The 15401-nt window shown below is 60.5% G+C and carries 15 protein-coding genes and 1 pseudogene; 7 read left to right on the top strand and 9 right to left on the bottom strand.

What is annotated here, in order from left to right; genetic code table 11:
- Window position 1: 1 nt before the first annotated feature.
- The gene (locus tag RXV90_RS12005; RefSeq protein ID WP_316648952.1) at window positions 2–1252 is read right to left on the bottom strand and encodes an FAD-dependent oxidoreductase; all 1251 of its coding nucleotides are present in this window, start codon (window positions 1250–1252) and stop codon (window positions 2–4) included.
- 310 nt (window positions 1253–1562) lie between these two features.
- Here RXV90_RS12005 and RXV90_RS12000 point away from each other — a divergent pair, with 310 nt between their 5' ends.
- Window positions 1563–2351, top strand: coding sequence for a phytanoyl-CoA dioxygenase family protein (locus RXV90_RS12000; protein ID WP_316648950.1), 789 nt, complete (start codon window positions 1563–1565; stop codon window positions 2349–2351).
- Window positions 2352–2383: 32 nt separating this feature from the next.
- On the opposite strand, the gene RXV90_RS11995 is transcribed toward RXV90_RS12000, so the two are convergent.
- The 3 genes from RXV90_RS11995 to RXV90_RS11985 all read right to left on the bottom strand — a co-directional run bounded on the left by RXV90_RS11995 (window position 2384) and on the right by RXV90_RS11985 (window position 5667).
- On the bottom strand, window positions 2384–3592 hold the full coding sequence (locus RXV90_RS11995) for a cytochrome P450 (RefSeq protein WP_316648948.1): 1209 nt from the start codon (window positions 3590–3592) through the stop codon (window positions 2384–2386).
- A 4-nt stretch (window positions 3593–3596) separates the two neighbouring features.
- A complete protein-coding gene (locus RXV90_RS11990) occupies window positions 3597–4643 on the bottom strand; it encodes an aromatic ring-hydroxylating dioxygenase subunit alpha (protein WP_316648947.1) in 1047 nt (348 codons plus the stop codon).
- A gap of 103 nt (window positions 4644–4746) precedes the next feature.
- Window positions 4747–5667, bottom strand: a complete 921-nt coding sequence (locus tag RXV90_RS11985) for a LysR substrate-binding domain-containing protein (RefSeq protein WP_316648946.1) — start codon at window positions 5665–5667, stop codon at window positions 4747–4749.
- 96 nt (window positions 5668–5763) lie between these two features.
- On the opposite strand from RXV90_RS11985, the gene RXV90_RS11980 reads away from it, so the two are divergent.
- The 3 genes from RXV90_RS11980 to RXV90_RS11970 all read left to right on the top strand — a co-directional run bounded on the left by RXV90_RS11980 (window position 5764) and on the right by RXV90_RS11970 (window position 8274).
- Complete coding sequence (locus RXV90_RS11980) at window positions 5764–6849, top strand: hypothetical protein (protein WP_316648945.1); 1086 nt, start codon at window positions 5764–5766, stop codon at window positions 6847–6849.
- A 232-nt stretch (window positions 6850–7081) separates the two neighbouring features.
- Window positions 7082–7954, top strand: coding sequence for a fatty acid desaturase (locus RXV90_RS11975; RefSeq protein WP_316648944.1), 873 nt, complete (start codon window positions 7082–7084; stop codon window positions 7952–7954).
- A 2-nt stretch (window positions 7955–7956) separates the two neighbouring features.
- On the top strand, window positions 7957–8274 hold the full coding sequence (locus tag RXV90_RS11970) for a non-heme iron oxygenase ferredoxin subunit (RefSeq protein ID WP_316648943.1): 318 nt from the start codon (window positions 7957–7959) through the stop codon (window positions 8272–8274).
- A 61-nt stretch (window positions 8275–8335) separates the two neighbouring features.
- On the opposite strand, the gene RXV90_RS11965 is transcribed toward RXV90_RS11970, so the two are convergent.
- From RXV90_RS11965 to RXV90_RS11950, 4 genes are all read right to left on the bottom strand, one after another.
- Window positions 8336–9199, bottom strand: coding sequence for an amino acid ABC transporter permease (locus tag RXV90_RS11965; RefSeq protein WP_316648942.1), 864 nt, complete (start codon window positions 9197–9199; stop codon window positions 8336–8338).
- 61 nt (window positions 9200–9260) lie between these two features.
- Window positions 9261–10145 (bottom strand): transporter substrate-binding domain-containing protein, encoded by an 885-nt coding sequence (locus tag RXV90_RS11960; RefSeq protein ID WP_316648940.1) that lies wholly within the window; start codon window positions 10143–10145, stop codon window positions 9261–9263.
- Window positions 10129–10893, bottom strand: coding sequence for an amino acid ABC transporter permease (locus RXV90_RS11955; protein ID WP_316648939.1), 765 nt, complete (start codon window positions 10891–10893; stop codon window positions 10129–10131). Before RXV90_RS11955 ends, RXV90_RS11960 begins: the two co-directional genes overlap by 17 nt.
- Before the next feature lie 79 nt (window positions 10894–10972).
- The gene (locus tag RXV90_RS11950) at window positions 10973–11719 is read right to left on the bottom strand and encodes an amino acid ABC transporter ATP-binding protein (RefSeq protein ID WP_316648937.1); all 747 of its coding nucleotides are present in this window, start codon (window positions 11717–11719) and stop codon (window positions 10973–10975) included.
- A 194-nt stretch (window positions 11720–11913) separates the two neighbouring features.
- Between RXV90_RS11950 and RXV90_RS11945 the strand changes: the two genes are divergently transcribed.
- From RXV90_RS11945 to RXV90_RS11935, 3 genes are read left to right on the top strand one after another with little or no spacing between them, the layout of a single operon-like run.
- On the top strand, window positions 11914–12492 hold the full coding sequence (locus RXV90_RS11945; protein ID WP_316648935.1) for a carboxymuconolactone decarboxylase family protein: 579 nt from the start codon (window positions 11914–11916) through the stop codon (window positions 12490–12492).
- Between the two features lie 11 nt (window positions 12493–12503).
- Window positions 12504–13091, top strand: coding sequence for a helix-turn-helix domain-containing protein (locus RXV90_RS11940; RefSeq protein WP_316649141.1), 588 nt, complete (start codon window positions 12504–12506; stop codon window positions 13089–13091).
- A 12-nt stretch (window positions 13092–13103) separates the two neighbouring features.
- On the top strand, window positions 13104–14486 hold the full coding sequence (locus tag RXV90_RS11935) for an MATE family efflux transporter (protein WP_316648934.1): 1383 nt from the start codon (window positions 13104–13106) through the stop codon (window positions 14484–14486).
- 152 nt (window positions 14487–14638) lie between these two features.
- Here RXV90_RS11935 and RXV90_RS25840 read toward each other — a convergent pair.
- Window positions 14639–15307, bottom strand: a pseudogene (locus tag RXV90_RS25840) (response regulator); the annotation flags it as partial.
- Window positions 15308–15401: the final 94 nt, after the last annotated feature.

The following is a 15401-nucleotide window of genomic DNA, read 5'->3' as shown; positions in this document are numbered from 1 at the left end:
CCTATCGCGCCGTCGTGGTGCCGGTTTCCATTACGAAATCCAGGTGACGAAAGCGCTTGATCGTGAACGGCGCCATCAGGGGATGCGGCACGCCCTTGGCCACCAGATGCGCAAGCGTCAGGCCACCGGCCGGAATCGCCTTGTATCCGCCCCACCAGCCAGCGGTTACGAACAGGCCCGGCACATCGGTTTCATCCATGATCGGAGAGGCATCGTGGGCAATGTCCAGATGCCCGCCCCATTGCCGCATGAGCTTCAGCTTCTTGAAGCTCGGAAACAGCGAAAGCATGGCCGTCACCGTGTCCTCGAACACATGCTGCTTGATGTCGCGGCGAAAGCTCTGCCCCTGGTCCGGTGCACCGCCGATCACCATCTCCCCCTTGTCCGACTGGCTGAAATAGAACCCGCTGTCGGGGCAATTCACGATGACATCGACGAGGGGTTTGACGGGCTCCGACACGAACGCGGTCAGGTTCATCGTGCGCAGGGGCAGTTTCAGACCGACCGTCTCGGTCAACGTTGTTGTGTGCCCCGAAACCGCGACGACGACCTTCCCGGCCTTCACGGTGCCGCGGCTGGTTTCCACGCCCGCGATCCTGCCATTGGCGCCCCGGATCAGCGCGGTCACAGGGGTCTGCTGATGAATTTCAACACCGCGCGCATCCGCGGCGCGGGCATAGCCCCAGGCCACCGCATCGTGCCGGTTCACCCCCGCATCCGTGTGCACCATGCCGCAGATGATGGGCAATCGCGCATCGGGGCCGCCCCCGGTCAGCGCGGGGATCCGGCGGCGCACCTCCTCGGTCGTGATCCGCTCATAGGTTGAGCCATAGATGTCCATGCCAAGCTGCCGCCGCCTCAGGTCGCGCAGCTTCGGCCAGGTCTGCACCACATCGATCATGGTGCGCTTGGAATGCATCATGTTGAAGTTCAGCTCCCGGGTCAGGCCTTCGTAAAGGGCGACCGACTTGACGTAGAACGGGATCGATTCATCGCGCAGGTAATTCGAGCGGATCGTCACCGTGTTCCGCGCGATATTGCCCCCGCCAAGCCACCCCCGTTCCAGCACGGCCACGTCCGTTATGCCGAACTCCCTGGCCAGGTAATATGCGGTCGCAAGACCGTGCCCCCCTGCCCCTATGACGATAACCTCGTAACGATCCTTCAAGGGATGGCTGCGCCAGGCCGGTTGCCAGCCGCGATGCCCCGAAAGCGCATTTTTCGCGAGCGAGAGGATCGAATATCTTTGCATGACAGTAATATTATTTACTGATGCGGAAACCGCGTCAATGCGCGATCCTGTGGCTCCGGCGCAGAAATTCCGCTGATGGCCTCTCTAGGCCGAACCTTGAAAATAGCGTAGGCTTTCGCACATGATGCTTCGCGCACATCAGTTCCATCGCCGGTTCACCGGCAAATGGTCGGCACGCTCCGGATGGCCATGTTTCATCCTGAACTGCCGAAGCTCCACGTCTGTCTGAATCCACCATGAACCGGGCGCAAACCGCCCCTTCTGACATCCGCTCGTCGAAACGTGGGCGGCAGAATGGACGAACCGAACGATGACATTAACACCAGATATCAAGTCCGTGCGCGAAGCCTACGCGCGTGACGGCGTCGTATTGCTCAGGCAGGTCCTGCAGGAAGAGTGGTTGGAAAAGCTCCGCCACGCGGTCGATGCCGAGGTACAGAAAGGTGAAAGGTACTTCGCCTACAAGAACATGCGCGAAACCCCCGGGATCTTTCAGGACTATTGCCTGACATCCGACATCGGCAGGCGCGTGGCCGAAGTGGCGAACAGTTCATGGACCTCGCTGATCTATGACCAGATCTTTGCCAAGGAACCCGGCACCAAAACCCAGACCGGCTGGCACACCGACCAGCCATACTGGCCGGTCCAGGGGCCGATCATGACGATGTGGATCGCGCTGGACCCGGTGGATCCCGACAATGGCGCGCTTGAGTTCGTGCGCGGCTCTCACGCTTGGGGTGCAAGGTACCGGCCTTTCAGAACCGATCAGTTGGGCGCCTTCCTACACTATCTCGAAAAGGACAATCCCGACTACATCGACATGCCCGATTTCGAGGCGAACCGAAGCCAGTATGACATTTTCCACTTCGAGAGGATGGAACCCGGCGACGCGCTCGCCTTCGACGGAATGACGGTCCATTCGGCGATGGGCAACCGCACGTCGACCCATCGCAGGCGCGGCTATGCGATCCGCTTTGCCGTCGAAGGGGCAACCTATGACCCTCGCGACGAGGTGACCGAATGGCTTCACGATGACACCCTGACCAGGGGCGATGCGTTCAGAGGCGGCCGTTTCCCGGTGATCTACGAGGCCGCATAGAGCGTCTGGGCCGGCGCGCGCCGGCCCCTCACCTACGGGTCAAGCCGCACCGTCAAATCGGTCACCGACGTGAACATCGGGGAATGGGAGAAACCGGTTTTCTCAAGCGACAGGTTGGGGAAGCGTTTCGCAAGAAGGCGGATCACCTCCTCGACCTCTGCCGTGATGACAAAGCGCCCGATACAGGAAAACACACCCCCGCCGAAGTTCAGATGGGGCGGCTCTTCCTGCCGATCGATGTCAAAGCTGTCCGGCGCGGCATAATACCGGTCATCCCAGTGGGTCGCCCCAATATTGGCAAAGACAGGGGTTCCCGCCGGCAGGAACGTGTCCGCAATTTCCGTATCCTCCAGAACCTCGCGAGAGGTCGATATGGTGCGCGGATGATACCGCATCACCTCCCGCACGGCCTGCGGGACAAGCGAGGGATCTTCCCCCAGGCGCTTCCAGATATCGGGGCGCGACGCAAGTTCGATCACCGCAATCCCGATCTGATGCGAAGAGTTGTCCGTGTTCGCCTCGGCCATCTTGATCACCCAGTTCCGCAGGTCATGCGAACTCAGCTGCCCCGCCTCTTCGGCTCGGATCAGCTTGGAGATCAGGTTGTCGCCCGGATTGTCACGCGCCTCCGCGATCCGCGCATCCACATAGTCGATCAGCGCCTCGAACGCCTCCACGATCGCCGGCGTATGCTCGGGAATGCGGCTGTGAACCTGCTGCACCGTGTGCGACGTCCGCGCCACGAAAGCCGCATCCTCGAACGGCGCACCAACCCAGTGACAATAAAGCGCCGAGGGGATCGGATCGCAAAGGGCCGGTATCAGTTCAACCGAATGTCCGGTGGGGATCGCATCCACCACGCGCTCGACGATCGACCTGATGACGGCACGGAACTCCTCCGTCGCGCCCTCATCCAAAAGACCGGTCACGGGCCGCCGCAGATCCCGCCTGCGGTCACCCCGGTTGTAGTACGAGATCGAGTTTCGCTTGTAATCCAGAGGCCGCCCTTCCGGCAGACCCAGAACGTCCATAAGCTTCGGGTGTCCCGTGCCCAACCGCCGGTCGAGGATCGCCCGGCGGCAGATATCGTAATCCAGAAGCTCGACCCCCCGCACACTCTGCGCGATTTTCCAGTTCTGCGACCATTCCGAAAGCGTTTCGAACGGCGCGCTTCGATAAGCGGCAGATCCAAAGTCCAGAACCGGAAGATCAGACAGGCTTTCGTGCAGGGTGGCGTTCATATGCTCATGCGGTCGCGGCAAGCGCCCCTTCTTCGGCTTCGGCGGAAATCGCGCGCTCAAGCGTCAGCCGGAACTGCTTCGCCCCGGCATCGAGGCCCAGATCGATATGCGGGGTGACGGCATTCTTCATCCCGATATGAACCTCCTCAAGCACTTCCTTGTCTTCCAGAAACGCCATGCGCGCGCCGTCATTCATGAATTCCGAGATCTCCGGATCATTCGGTCGGCCATTCCGGTGCTGGAACCAGAAATACCGGGTTCGGTCTTCATCGATCGGCGTCATGAAATTGTAGCTGATGTTGATGAAGGTGTCGTCCACCGGGTCCCGGCCGTACCCTCCCGTGCCAACGGGGGTATAGATCGATTTGTTCAACCCGATCGCGGGCAGGCACATTTCATAGTGCTGAAGCCTGTCACAGTCCCCCTCGAAGGTCACGAGCTTGGCGTAGTATGGCGAGGGAGGTTTGTTTTCGATCCAGCGGGACACGACGACGCCGCGATCGGTCTTCTCGACATTCAGGGGTTCTTCATCGGTCCCGGCCCCTGCGAAGGACGAAACGTGAACCCAGGCCACGTGGCTTGGGTCAAGCAGGTTGTCGCACACCCAAAGATAGTTGCAATCGATGTCCATCACCCCGCCATCGGTCTTGCCCCAGCTTTCGTCATCGAAATTCTCGATGGGAAAGATCTTGTCGGGATCCGCGAGCGCGGGATCGCCCATCCACATCCAGAGAAACCGGTACCGGTCGACGACCGGGTAAGACCGCACGACCGCCCGGCGGGGTGTCATTCCCCGCTGGGTCGGGCTGTCGATGCACCTGCCCGTGCAATCGAAGGTCAGCCCGTGATAGCCGCACTCAACGAGGTCGCCTTTGAGATTGCCTTTCGACAAGGGCAATTTCCTGTGCGGGCAGGCGTCTTCCAGCGCGACGGGCGTTCCGTCCTGCTGCCGATAAAGAACGATCTTCTCGCCCAGATAGGTTTCGGCCTTCAGGTCACGGCCGATATCCTTGCTCCATGCGACGACATACCAGCAGTTTCTCAGGTACATTGGCTATCCTCCAGACAGCGGGTCGGCGTGGCGCATTATTGCACGGGGCACAGTTTGCACCATGCCTGATTGATAATGCTCGATATAAGTGAGGCTTATCACGTTAACCCATGGCCGCTGGCAGATCCGGAAGCGCCGCGGTCTCGCTTTTGATCCAGTTCAGGAACTCTTCGACCTTCCGGCCGGGCTTTGCGTCCGGGCGGCGCACCAACCAGTAGGAAAGCGGCGAATCCGTCATATGCGGTAACGGCCGAATCAACCGCCCGGCGGACAGCGCATCTATCACCAGCGGTTCACGCCCCAATGCCACGCCCAGCCCCTCGATGGCGGCCTGGACGACCATGTTGGATTGGCCCAGCTGTCGCGTGCGAACCGTATCGGGCAGCGCAACACCGCATTGCCGCGCCCAGAATTCCCACGTCGGGCTAAATTTGCCGTGGTGAAGGTTCTCGTCCACCAGAAGCGTATGCTGCGCCAGGTCCTCGATGCTCTCGGGTCTTGGGCTCAGGTCGGGCGCACAGACGGGAAACAACCGCTCGGTCATAAGCAAATCCACCTGAAGCCCCGAGAAATCCCCTACTCCATAGCGAATGCCGACATCGGCCGACGCACCGGAGAACGGCTGCTGGCCGGTATCGGTCGCAATCGAAATGGAAAGATCGGGATGCGCCAGATCGAAATGCAAAAGCCTTGGGAACAGCCAGTTGAAGGCAAATCCCGGCAGGCAGGAAATCACGATTGTCCGGTCGCTCCGGGTCCTCTCGCGCAGCCGGTTGCAGACGTCGGAAATCCCGCCCAGGCCTTCGGCGATTGCCCTGGCAAGCTGCTCGCCGTCCCGTGTTGGTGCGGATTGGCGCGCCCCACGCACCAGCAACTCCCGCCCGGTCCACTCTTCCAGCGCCCGGACATGCTGGCTGACGGCGCTTTGGCTGATGCCGAGCTCATCGGCGGCCGGAGAGAACCCGGAATGACGGACGACCGCTTCGAAAGCCCGCAGCGCCGAGTATGGCAGGTTCAGGATCATATAAGTGAGTCTTATGGCAGCTATTCCGAATTTCCAATAGGCCACGACGTTAACAGATCGTAACCTCTCCAACGAACAAGCCAAGTGGAGTTGCCTATGGTCCACCAGACGCCCGAACGCGGCGCGCGCAACCTGCTGGTAAACTGCGCACATGCGGCTGCGGGAGACCGGCTGCTGATCGCCTACGAGCCGGCGAAGTTCGGGTATTTCGATGCCGACAGCGTCAGGATCGTAAGCGACGCGGCCCGGCAACTCGGGCTTTCCGTAGACACCATCGATGTCGGCTTCGACCCCGGCAACCCGCACCTGACACCCGATCTCAGGAAGCGCATGATGGCGGCGGACATAGTCCTGTTCCTCGCACGGCTCGGGGATCAGCTTCGGTTTTCCGATATGCCGCCCGGAAAGAAGATCGTCGTCAGCTTCGCACACTCGCGCGAGCTTCTGGGCTCGGGCTTCTCGACGGCCCACCACGCGGCATTTCTCGAACTCAAAACTGCGGTGAACACGGTCCTCGCTTCCGCTTCAGAGATAAGTATCACCTGCCCCCGGGGCACGAACGTGACGGGCCGCCCCAAAATGGACCTTAGCGCTGCAGGCGACACCACCGTCACACGGTTTCCGATGTCGGTGTTCACACCGGTCCCCGCCCACAGCTTCTCGGGCAGGGTTGCACTGAGTTTCCTCACCGGAACCGGGTCAAAATACTACGAAGGTTATACGCTGGAATTTGATGCACCCGTCTTCGCCCTGATGGAGAACGGCCGCCTGTCCGGATTCAGCGGAAACCGCGTGGATGTGGCCCGCGCCGAAGCGCATTACGACCGTGTCTCCACCGCGTTGAACATAGATCGAAACTTCGTTCATTCCTGGCATGCGGGCATACACCCCGGATGCGCCTATCCCTGGAACATGCGCGACAACTTCGAACGTTGGGGCGGCACCGCCTTCGGCAATCCGCGCGTACTTCACTTTCACACCTGCGGGGCCTACGCGCCCGGCGAAATAAGCTGGAACGTGTTCGATCCCACGATTGTCGTGGACGGCGTGGCCTTCTGGGAAAACGGCACCTTCCTCGCCGATCGCCTTCCCACCGGCCCCGATATCCTGGCGCGCTACCCCTGTGCCGGGAACCTGTTCGCACATCCCGATCGAAACATCGGAATGGCCCTCGCCGTGTGAGCGTGATCCGTCTTGAACGAACGCCGCCGCGCGGGGTAGTCTCCCCCCCAATGGCGCCTCATCGACTGAACGCTATGGTGCGGAGCACTCCCGTCTCCGGTTCCGGACACAGAAGGGCGCACGCCCTCATCCGGCCGATCTTGGAAATCAACACATGTCCAAACCGATTGTCACACCGCTGACTCAGGCTTTGGCCGAAGGGAAATTGACGCGCGAAGACCTCAAGACGTTTATGCAACGGTCGGATGGTCCCGGCCTGCGCCATCTCGCCCTCTGGCTGTTGCTTCTTGCCGGAACCACAACGCTCGTCACCCTGGCGTGGAACAGCTGGCTGATCTGGCCCGCGATGTTCGTTCACGGCATCGTCTTGGTGCACCACTTTTCACTGCAACACGAATGCGTTCACTACACGGTGTTCCGCACCCGCTGGCTGAACGATCTCGTGGGCCAGATTTGTGGTCTTGTCATCATCCTGCCGCACCGCTTCTTTCGATATGAACACTGCGATCATCACACCTACACCCAACAGACCGGCGAAGACCCGGAGATGATCCCCCTGCCAAAGACATTGGGCGCGTACCTGTGGTATCTGTCCGCGATCCCCTACTGGCGCGCGAAGTTTTCCGAACTCTTTCGCCACGCCTCGGGCAGGCTCAGCGAAGCCGAGCTGCGCTTCATTCCCAAGGTCGAGCACACTGCCGTTTTCTGGGAGGCCCGGCGCATGCTCATCGCCTACGCGGCTGTCTTTCTCGCCATGGCACTCACCGGTTGGTGGGGCCTGATCTGGTACTGGCTTATCCCGCTGTTTCTCGGTGAGCCGGTGATGCGGTTCGTCCGGATGACAGAGCATGTCGGCCGCCCGACAGTGGCCCAGATGTCCGAAAACACCCGAACGAATATCGTCTCCCGGCCGATCTCCTTCCTGTGCTGGAACATGAACTACCACGCCGAACACCACTACGTGGCATCGGTTCCGTTCCATGCGCTCCCCCGGCTGCACGAGAAGCTGAAGGATCACATCTATGTCGAGCGTGGCGGCTACCTTGCCGCGCACCGGGATATCCTCAGACAGATCCTGCGGCCGGAAAACCGCGCCAGGGCCTAGCCATGACTGCCGCCAAGGCATGGCACGATACCATCGAGGTCTCTGACCTGGAAAAGAACTGGGTGACGCGGGTGGAAATCGGCACCCGGCTGATCGCGCTTTATGACACGCCCAGCGGCGTCTACGCATCCCTCGCGCTTTGCAATCATGGCGGCGCGGATCTTTGCGACGGCTATTTCGACGGTCACGTCATCGAATGCCCCCTGCATCAGGGCGCGTTCGATGTTCGAGACGGGTCGCCCGTTGCCCCACCCGCCACCCGGGCTATGCGGGTTTTCGAGACACGGATAGAAGACGGAATGGTGCAGATCCTGCTATAGGCGCCGCTGGCAGCAAGGCCCCCCACCACCGGGGCACAGGGCGCTACTCCTTCTCCGGCTGTCACTCCAGTCGGGCAAAAAGCCGGCTCAGTCCGAAGCAGACCACGAAGTAGAACGCCGCCGTCGTGATCCAGGCCTCGAAGATCATCCGCGACGACGCCACAAGCTCGACCGACTTGTAGGTCAGCTCCTGCACGGAAATCAGTGACAGGATCGAGCTGTCCTTGATCAGGGAAATGAACTGGTTGGCCAGCGGCGGTACGACCTTCTTCATCGCCTGCGGCAAGACGATGTAGCGAAGCTCCTGCAGGCTGCTCATGCCGATGGATCGCGCGGCCTCGCGCTGCCCCTTGGGCACAGACTGAATGCCGGCGCGCACGATCTCGCCCACGAACGCGCTCTCGAACAGCGCCAGAACAACGACGCCCGAAACGAGCGAGGGAAACCGCCGCATGTCGCCGAAGAAGAACGTCCAGATCTGGTTGTCCTCCTGCCGGGCGATCCCGCGCGCCCAACGCTCGAGGTTCAGGGCATCGATCAATTGCTGCGACAGGAAAAAGAAGAAGATGAAGACAACAACGACCGGCGGCACGTTGCGCAGGAACTCCAGATAGGTCCGCGCCAGCATCCGGATCGTCAGGTTTCCCGAACACCGCGCCACCCCCAGGATCGTTCCAAGGATGAGCGCCAGAATGCCGGAATAGATGCTGATCCGAATTGTCGCGACCAGGCCCTGCAAAAGCAGATTGGCAAAGTATTCCTCGCGGCCTGTATGCCAGCCGACGACATAGCCCGGGATCAGCTCCCACCGCCATTTGTAGTTCAGCGTCCCTTCGATGGAGACCCAGATATACCCGAAGAACACCACGAGGACGGCCAGGATCAGGTAATCCGGCCATCTGAGTTTCTTCAGGAAATCCTGCACCAGCGAAGCTCCGGCATCTGATCCGGGGGCAGTCACCCTGCCCCCGGATCACACGTCTTGGTTACTGTGACACCTGGTCCGCCCAGTCTTCCGTGGCGAACCAATAGTTGTGCCGCTCTTCAAGCCAGCCCGACCGCCACTGCTGTGCGATCCAGTTGTTGAAGAAGTTCACGGCATCCGGATCGCCCTTGCGCAGGGCAAAGCCTTCGCCGCGCGGATCGAACAACTCACCGGGCATAACCACGAGTGTTTCGGGGTTTCTGCCGGCTTCGCGGTTCGGCGTCGGCTGAGAGGACATCGTCGCATGCGCATTGCCGTTCAGAACTTCCTGTGCCGATGCACCGTCCTCGTCGAACAGAAGCAGGGTGGCCTGCGGAAACTTCTCGGCAATCACGACCGCGGGCGTGGCGCCCCGGCGCGCGGCAAAGGTCACATCCGGAGAGTTCAGGTCTTCCATACTCATGCCCGCGGTCATCTCCTTGTTGGCGAGGATCGCAAGACCGGAAAAGGCGTAGGGATCGGTAAAGTTGACGGTCAGATTGCGCTGCGCCGTCACCGACATGCCCGAGATGATGACATCGAAGTTGCCGGCAACGAGAGCGGGAATAATGCCGTCCCACGCGGTCGGAACAAACTCGACCTCAACCCCCATATCTTCGGCCAGCTTGCGGCCCACATCCAGCTCGAAACCGATCAGATCACCGTTCTTGTCACGCATCGACCAGGGCACGAACAGCGACAGGCCAATCCTGATCACGCCGTCCTGCTTGATCGTTTCAATCACACTTTCGCTGGACAATGACTGCGTCGCGCTCTGCGCGAGGCCGGCGGTGGCCATGCTGGTGGCAACGACTGCGCCGATTGCGGCGCCCAGCATTCTGCGAGAAAGCTTCATCTTATCACTCCATGTTGTCTTGATTTCTTTATGGTTATTGGTCGACGGCATATTTCTTCTCCAGAAAACTTACGCCGATCGACAGGATCAGGGTCACCGCCAGATACACCAAGGCAATGGTGAACCAGATTTCGAAACTCATATACGTGTCGGAAATGATGTTCCGGCCCAGCGTGGTCAGTTCGGCCACGGCGATCACGCTGACGATCGCCGAGGATTTGATCAGGTGCACGACTTCTCCGGTCAGCGGCGGAAGCATGAACCGAATGGACTGCGGAAGGATGATGTACCTGTAGGTCTGGGATGTCGACATCCCGATGGATTTCGCCGCCTCCCACTGCCCTGTCGGCACGGCGTTGATCCCGGCGCGCAGGATCTCGGAAATCAGGGCCGAGTGGAACACCGCCAATGTCAGGATGCTGGCCACATAGCGGTCAAAGCCGAAGACCGGCCCCAGCACGTAGTAGAAGAGATATAGCAGCACCAGAAGCGGGATATTCCGGATCAGTTCCAGGAAGCCGACGGCAACGGCCGACCCGACCACGAGGCCCGACAGGCGCAACAGCGCAACGACCAGCCCGATCAGCATGGCAAGAAGAAACGCGGTCACCGACAAGGTGATTGTTGCGACAAGCCCGATGGGGATCTCGCCCCACTGAAAGCCCTCGTCGGTAACGCGATAGAAATATTGCGGGATGCGGTACCACTGCCAGTTATACCCCATGCCCTGCGCGCCGGTATATGCGCCATATCCGATCAGGCCGACGATGACAGCGTAGATCAGTACCGAAATTGGCACCGAGTCAAAGAAGCGTCTCAGAAACGGGCGTCTCGGCAATGGCTGGCCGATCGGCCCGGATATGCCAATATCGCTCAACTCAATGTTCCAGTATCTGATCCAGGAACAGGCGGCAGCGCTCGCTTGACGGGTTGGTGAAGAACTTGTCGGGCGGCGACACCTCGACGATCTGGCCGGCTTCCATGAACACCATCTTGTCGGCGACCTTGCGGGCAAAGCCCATCTCATGCGTGACAACGACCATGGTCATGCCGGATTGGGCAAGCTCGACCATCACGTCCAGCACCTCGTTGATCATCTCGGGATCCAGCGCCGACGTCGGCTCGTCAAACAGCATGATCCGCGTCTCCATGCACAGCGAACGGGCAATCGCCACACGCTGCTGCTGGCCGCCCGAAAGCTGTGCGGGGTACTTGTCGGCCTGTTCGGGGATATGAACGCGTTCCAGGTATTTTCGGGCCGTTTCCTCTGCCTGCGCCCTGTCGATATTGCGCACCTTCATCGGCCCAATCGTTAGGTTCTCAAGAACCGTCAGATGTGGAAACAGGTTGAACTGCTGAAACACCATCCCGACTTCCTGGCGCAGTTCGCGGATCTCCTTGGCGCCCTCGTAAACCTCGATCCCATCGATCACGAGGCGGCCCGAACTGTGCCACTCCAACCCGTTAAAGCACCGTATCAGCGTGGATTTCCCCGACCCCGACGGGCCACAGATCACAACCTTCTCGCCCTGATCCACCGTCAGGCTGACATTCTTGAGCGCTTGGAACTTGCCATAATACTTGTCGAGGTTCGTCACCTCGATCATCGGCTTGGACTGCGTCATGGGCGCCCGGCTCCGCGAGGGGTATCAGACCCGATCATGATGAGCGCCGAACGATCCGCCAACGTTTTTTCACCCACCCTAGGCGTTGCATGTTGATTAATATAGTTGCTTAATGCGCAATAATCGTCAATTGAATTCTCGTTAACCGCTGCCAAGTGCACAAAATTTGAACCGCGCCACAGGGGGATCGCTAAATGTCAGCCTGGATTCGGATGATACCCGACGACGAAGCCGATGCGCATTTGACGGAAATCCTTGAACTGGCGCGCACACCGCATGGCACTGTCGACAATGTCATGCGCGTTCATTCGCTGCGGCCGAACACCATGAAGGGGCATGTGGTGCTTTACCGCGCCTGCCTGCACGACGAAACGAACACCGTGCCAATGTGGTTTCAGGAGGTGATTAGCTCCTACGTCTCGACACTGAACAGATGCCCTTACTCCTATGCCAACCATTGGGCGAATGCGCGGCACCTGATCGGTGACGACACGCGCGCCGATGCAATCGAGGCCGCGTTGACGGCGCGCGCACCGCAAGACGCCTTTGACGGCGCCGAGCTGGCCGCGTTGGCTTATGCAGAGAAACTGACGCTCTCACCCGGAGAGATGGAACAGTCGGACGTAGCAGAGCTGCGCGGCGCGGGCTGGTCGGACGGCGAGATTCTGGAAATCAACCAGATCGTCGGATACTTCAACTATGCCAACAGGTTGCTGAACGGACTTGGTGTCACGACAGACGGCGACGTCGTGGGATATTACGCCGAGGATTGACCGTGAAACCGATGCAGGACCAGGATCCGGGGCGGCAAATTGACAAGGCAATCGGCGCCTCGCTGATCGAACTCCGTCAAAGCCGCAAGCAATCGGCGCGCCGGCTTGCCGAATTGTCGGGCATCTCAGCCGCCATGGTCAGCCGCATCGAGAATGGTCTGGTTTCTCCCTCGATCGATACACTGGCCGCGCTTGCCGCCGCACTCGAAGTTCCGATCGCGGCACTCTTCAGCGAGGCGCGAACCGCGCATACCGACTACACCCTTGTCCGGCACGGGGAAGGCCTGAGGTCAACGCGGCTCGCGGGCGACCACAGTCACGAATACATCAACCTCGCGCTCCACGCGCGCAAGGATCTTAGGTTCCAGGCACGCCGTGTCACCCTGCGCCGCGACTCCGGCCGCCCGCCGACCTATGTCGGCAATGGCGTGGTGTTCGTTCAGGCGCTGGAAGGCGAAGCCGTCTATCGCTACGGAGACGCGCGTTTCCATCTTGCCGCTGGCGACAGCATCAGCCTCGATGCAGAGCTGAGCCACGGGTTCGAGGATGTCCTGACAGAAACCTTCGTCTTCCTGACCGTTCAGGCCGAACGCCCATGACACGGTGCTGATGTGGCGATGCCGCTGGACATCGATCTGACGCGCGGGCCGATCCCGTCGCATTTCCGCACGCTGGCCATACCGGCCGCCATCGGCATGCTGTTCAACACGCTCTACAATGTCGTCGACATGTTCTTTGCCGGGCTCCTGTCGACCAGCGCGCAGGCCGGTTTGTCGCTCGGGTTTCAGGCGTTCTTCATTCTGATTGCCATCGGCATCGGCCTGGGCGCCGCGATGAGCGCCCTTGTCGGCAACGCCCTCGGCGCTGGCGAGGACGACCGCGCGCGCCGCTTCGCCGCGCAGGGCATCTCCTACGGCCTTCTGTCCGCCGGCTTTCTGGCGATCATCGGGTACCTCCTTGGCCCCCTCCTCATTCAGCTCGTGTCCGAACCAGGCCCCTATCGCGATGCGGGGGTGCGGTACTTCCACCTGCTTCTTCTGGCCCTGCCCGGATTTCTCCTCATGTTCGGATGCAACGGCATCCTGCAGGCCCATGGCGATGCGGTCTCCATGCAGCGCGCGCTCATTGTGTCCTTTTTCGTCAACATCGCCCTCAATCCCCTGTTGATCTTTGGCATTCCGGGCGTGATCCCGGGGATCGGGTTTGACGGGCTCGCGGTCTCAACCGTGATCAGCCAGACGGGCGTGATGCTGTTTCTCTTCCGCCAGGTTCTCAGACGCCGGCGCATGCAGAACATGCGCACGAAGGATTTCGCCCCACGCCTCGATCGCTACGCCGAAATCTCGATCCAGGTTCTGCCGACCGCCACATCTTTCCTCGTCATGCTATTGGCGGTCTTCGTCGTGCAATTCGCGCTGAAATTCTTCGGCGAACACGCCATCGCGGGGTACGGAATCGCGCTCCGGCTGGAACAGCTCCTCCTGCTTCCGATACTTGGGATGACCGGTGCACTTCTTCCGATCGCCTCCCAGAATTTCGGGGCGAAGGACTTCGACCGTGTGCGACAGTCGCTGTTCTTCTGCTGGAAGGTCGGGCTTGTCCTGTCCGCCATCGCCGGGCCGATCCTCTGGGTGTTCGGCCGCACCATGATGGGATTCTTCACCGATGACCCCGAGGTCATCCGCGTCGGCGTCACCTACCTGCGCGTCGATGGGTTGATCCTGCCCTTCTACATGGCGCTCTTTTCCATCAACTCGTTCCTTCAGGCCCTCAAACGCCCGATCTGGACAGTCTGGATCAGCCTCTATCGCCACTGTTTCGGCGTGGCCTTTTTCGTCTGGATATTCGTCGGCCTCCTCCGTTTCGACGAGATCGGCGTCTGGCTCGGCATTGCGACGGCCGTGGTCACGGGCCTCGGCCTTGCCCTTTGGATGACCAGCCACGTGGCCCAGAATGAAATGGGCGGGCTCCGGCCACCAGATGGCTCAGCCTGACCCGGCGCGATCACCGGCGGCAAAACGGCCGAATGGTGCTGTCGGACGAATGCGAACCTGTCTCTCTCAACACAGGGCATCGATCTCCCATCGCGTCCGGAAAAGCCGCCACAGAGCCGCTTCCGCCTGACATACACCAATGCTTCGGCCTATCATCCGATCTGGACCTGGGTCTCGCCCATATTGCCGTTCCCATCGCCGGGGGTCATATCATCCCGGCATTCCATCAGCTCCTTCCGGGTGGCTGACAAGCACGTCTCAAGCTCGGCTGCAATCGCGGGCAATTCCGCGGTTTCGTCCTCCCGCAGCACGGTTTCGAGCTTCCTCAGGAGGCCCGCGAACGCCTGGCTTCTGAAAACCGAAGCAGACCCGGCCGACTTGTGGGCAAGTTGAGAAAGCTGATGTCTCGCGTCTGGCGTCCCCTCAACGAACGAGAGCGACTGAACCAGGTTGTCGGATTCCTCGATGAACTGATCCAGAAGATCGACGGTCTCGGCCCTGCCAATCTGTTCACTCAGCATGGCAAGCACTTCAAACGTCTCGCTTGTTGGCAGGTCTGTTGCGGACGAGATGTTCGCGCCCACCACTCGCTCAAGCGCCTGACGGCTCAACGGTTTGATGAGTGTGTCGGTCACCCCCGCATGCCGGAAGCGCTCCAGGTCTTCCGGAAGGGCATGTGCGGTTAGCGCGACGATTGGCGTTTCCTGATTGGGGCCGGTCTCCCGGCGTATTGTCTCCGTCGCGGTTACCCCGTCGACCTCAGGCATGCTGATATCCATCAGGATAAGATCATACCTCATCTGACTGGCGAAATGGATGCCGTCTCGCCCATCGAAAGCCTAAAGCATCCGACTGAAAACCTGAATCGCGGGGATTCCTGTTGGAGCTGATTTGTGATTCATCCTGTCTGGGAGG

It is taken from the genome of Ovoidimarina sediminis, assembly GCF_032586175.1.
In the GTDB taxonomy this organism is placed as follows: domain Bacteria; phylum Pseudomonadota; class Alphaproteobacteria; order Rhodobacterales; family Rhodobacteraceae; genus Ovoidimarina; species Ovoidimarina sediminis.
The sequence above is the reverse complement of the archived record's forward strand: the minus strand, read 5'-3'. Positions and strand labels throughout refer to the sequence as shown.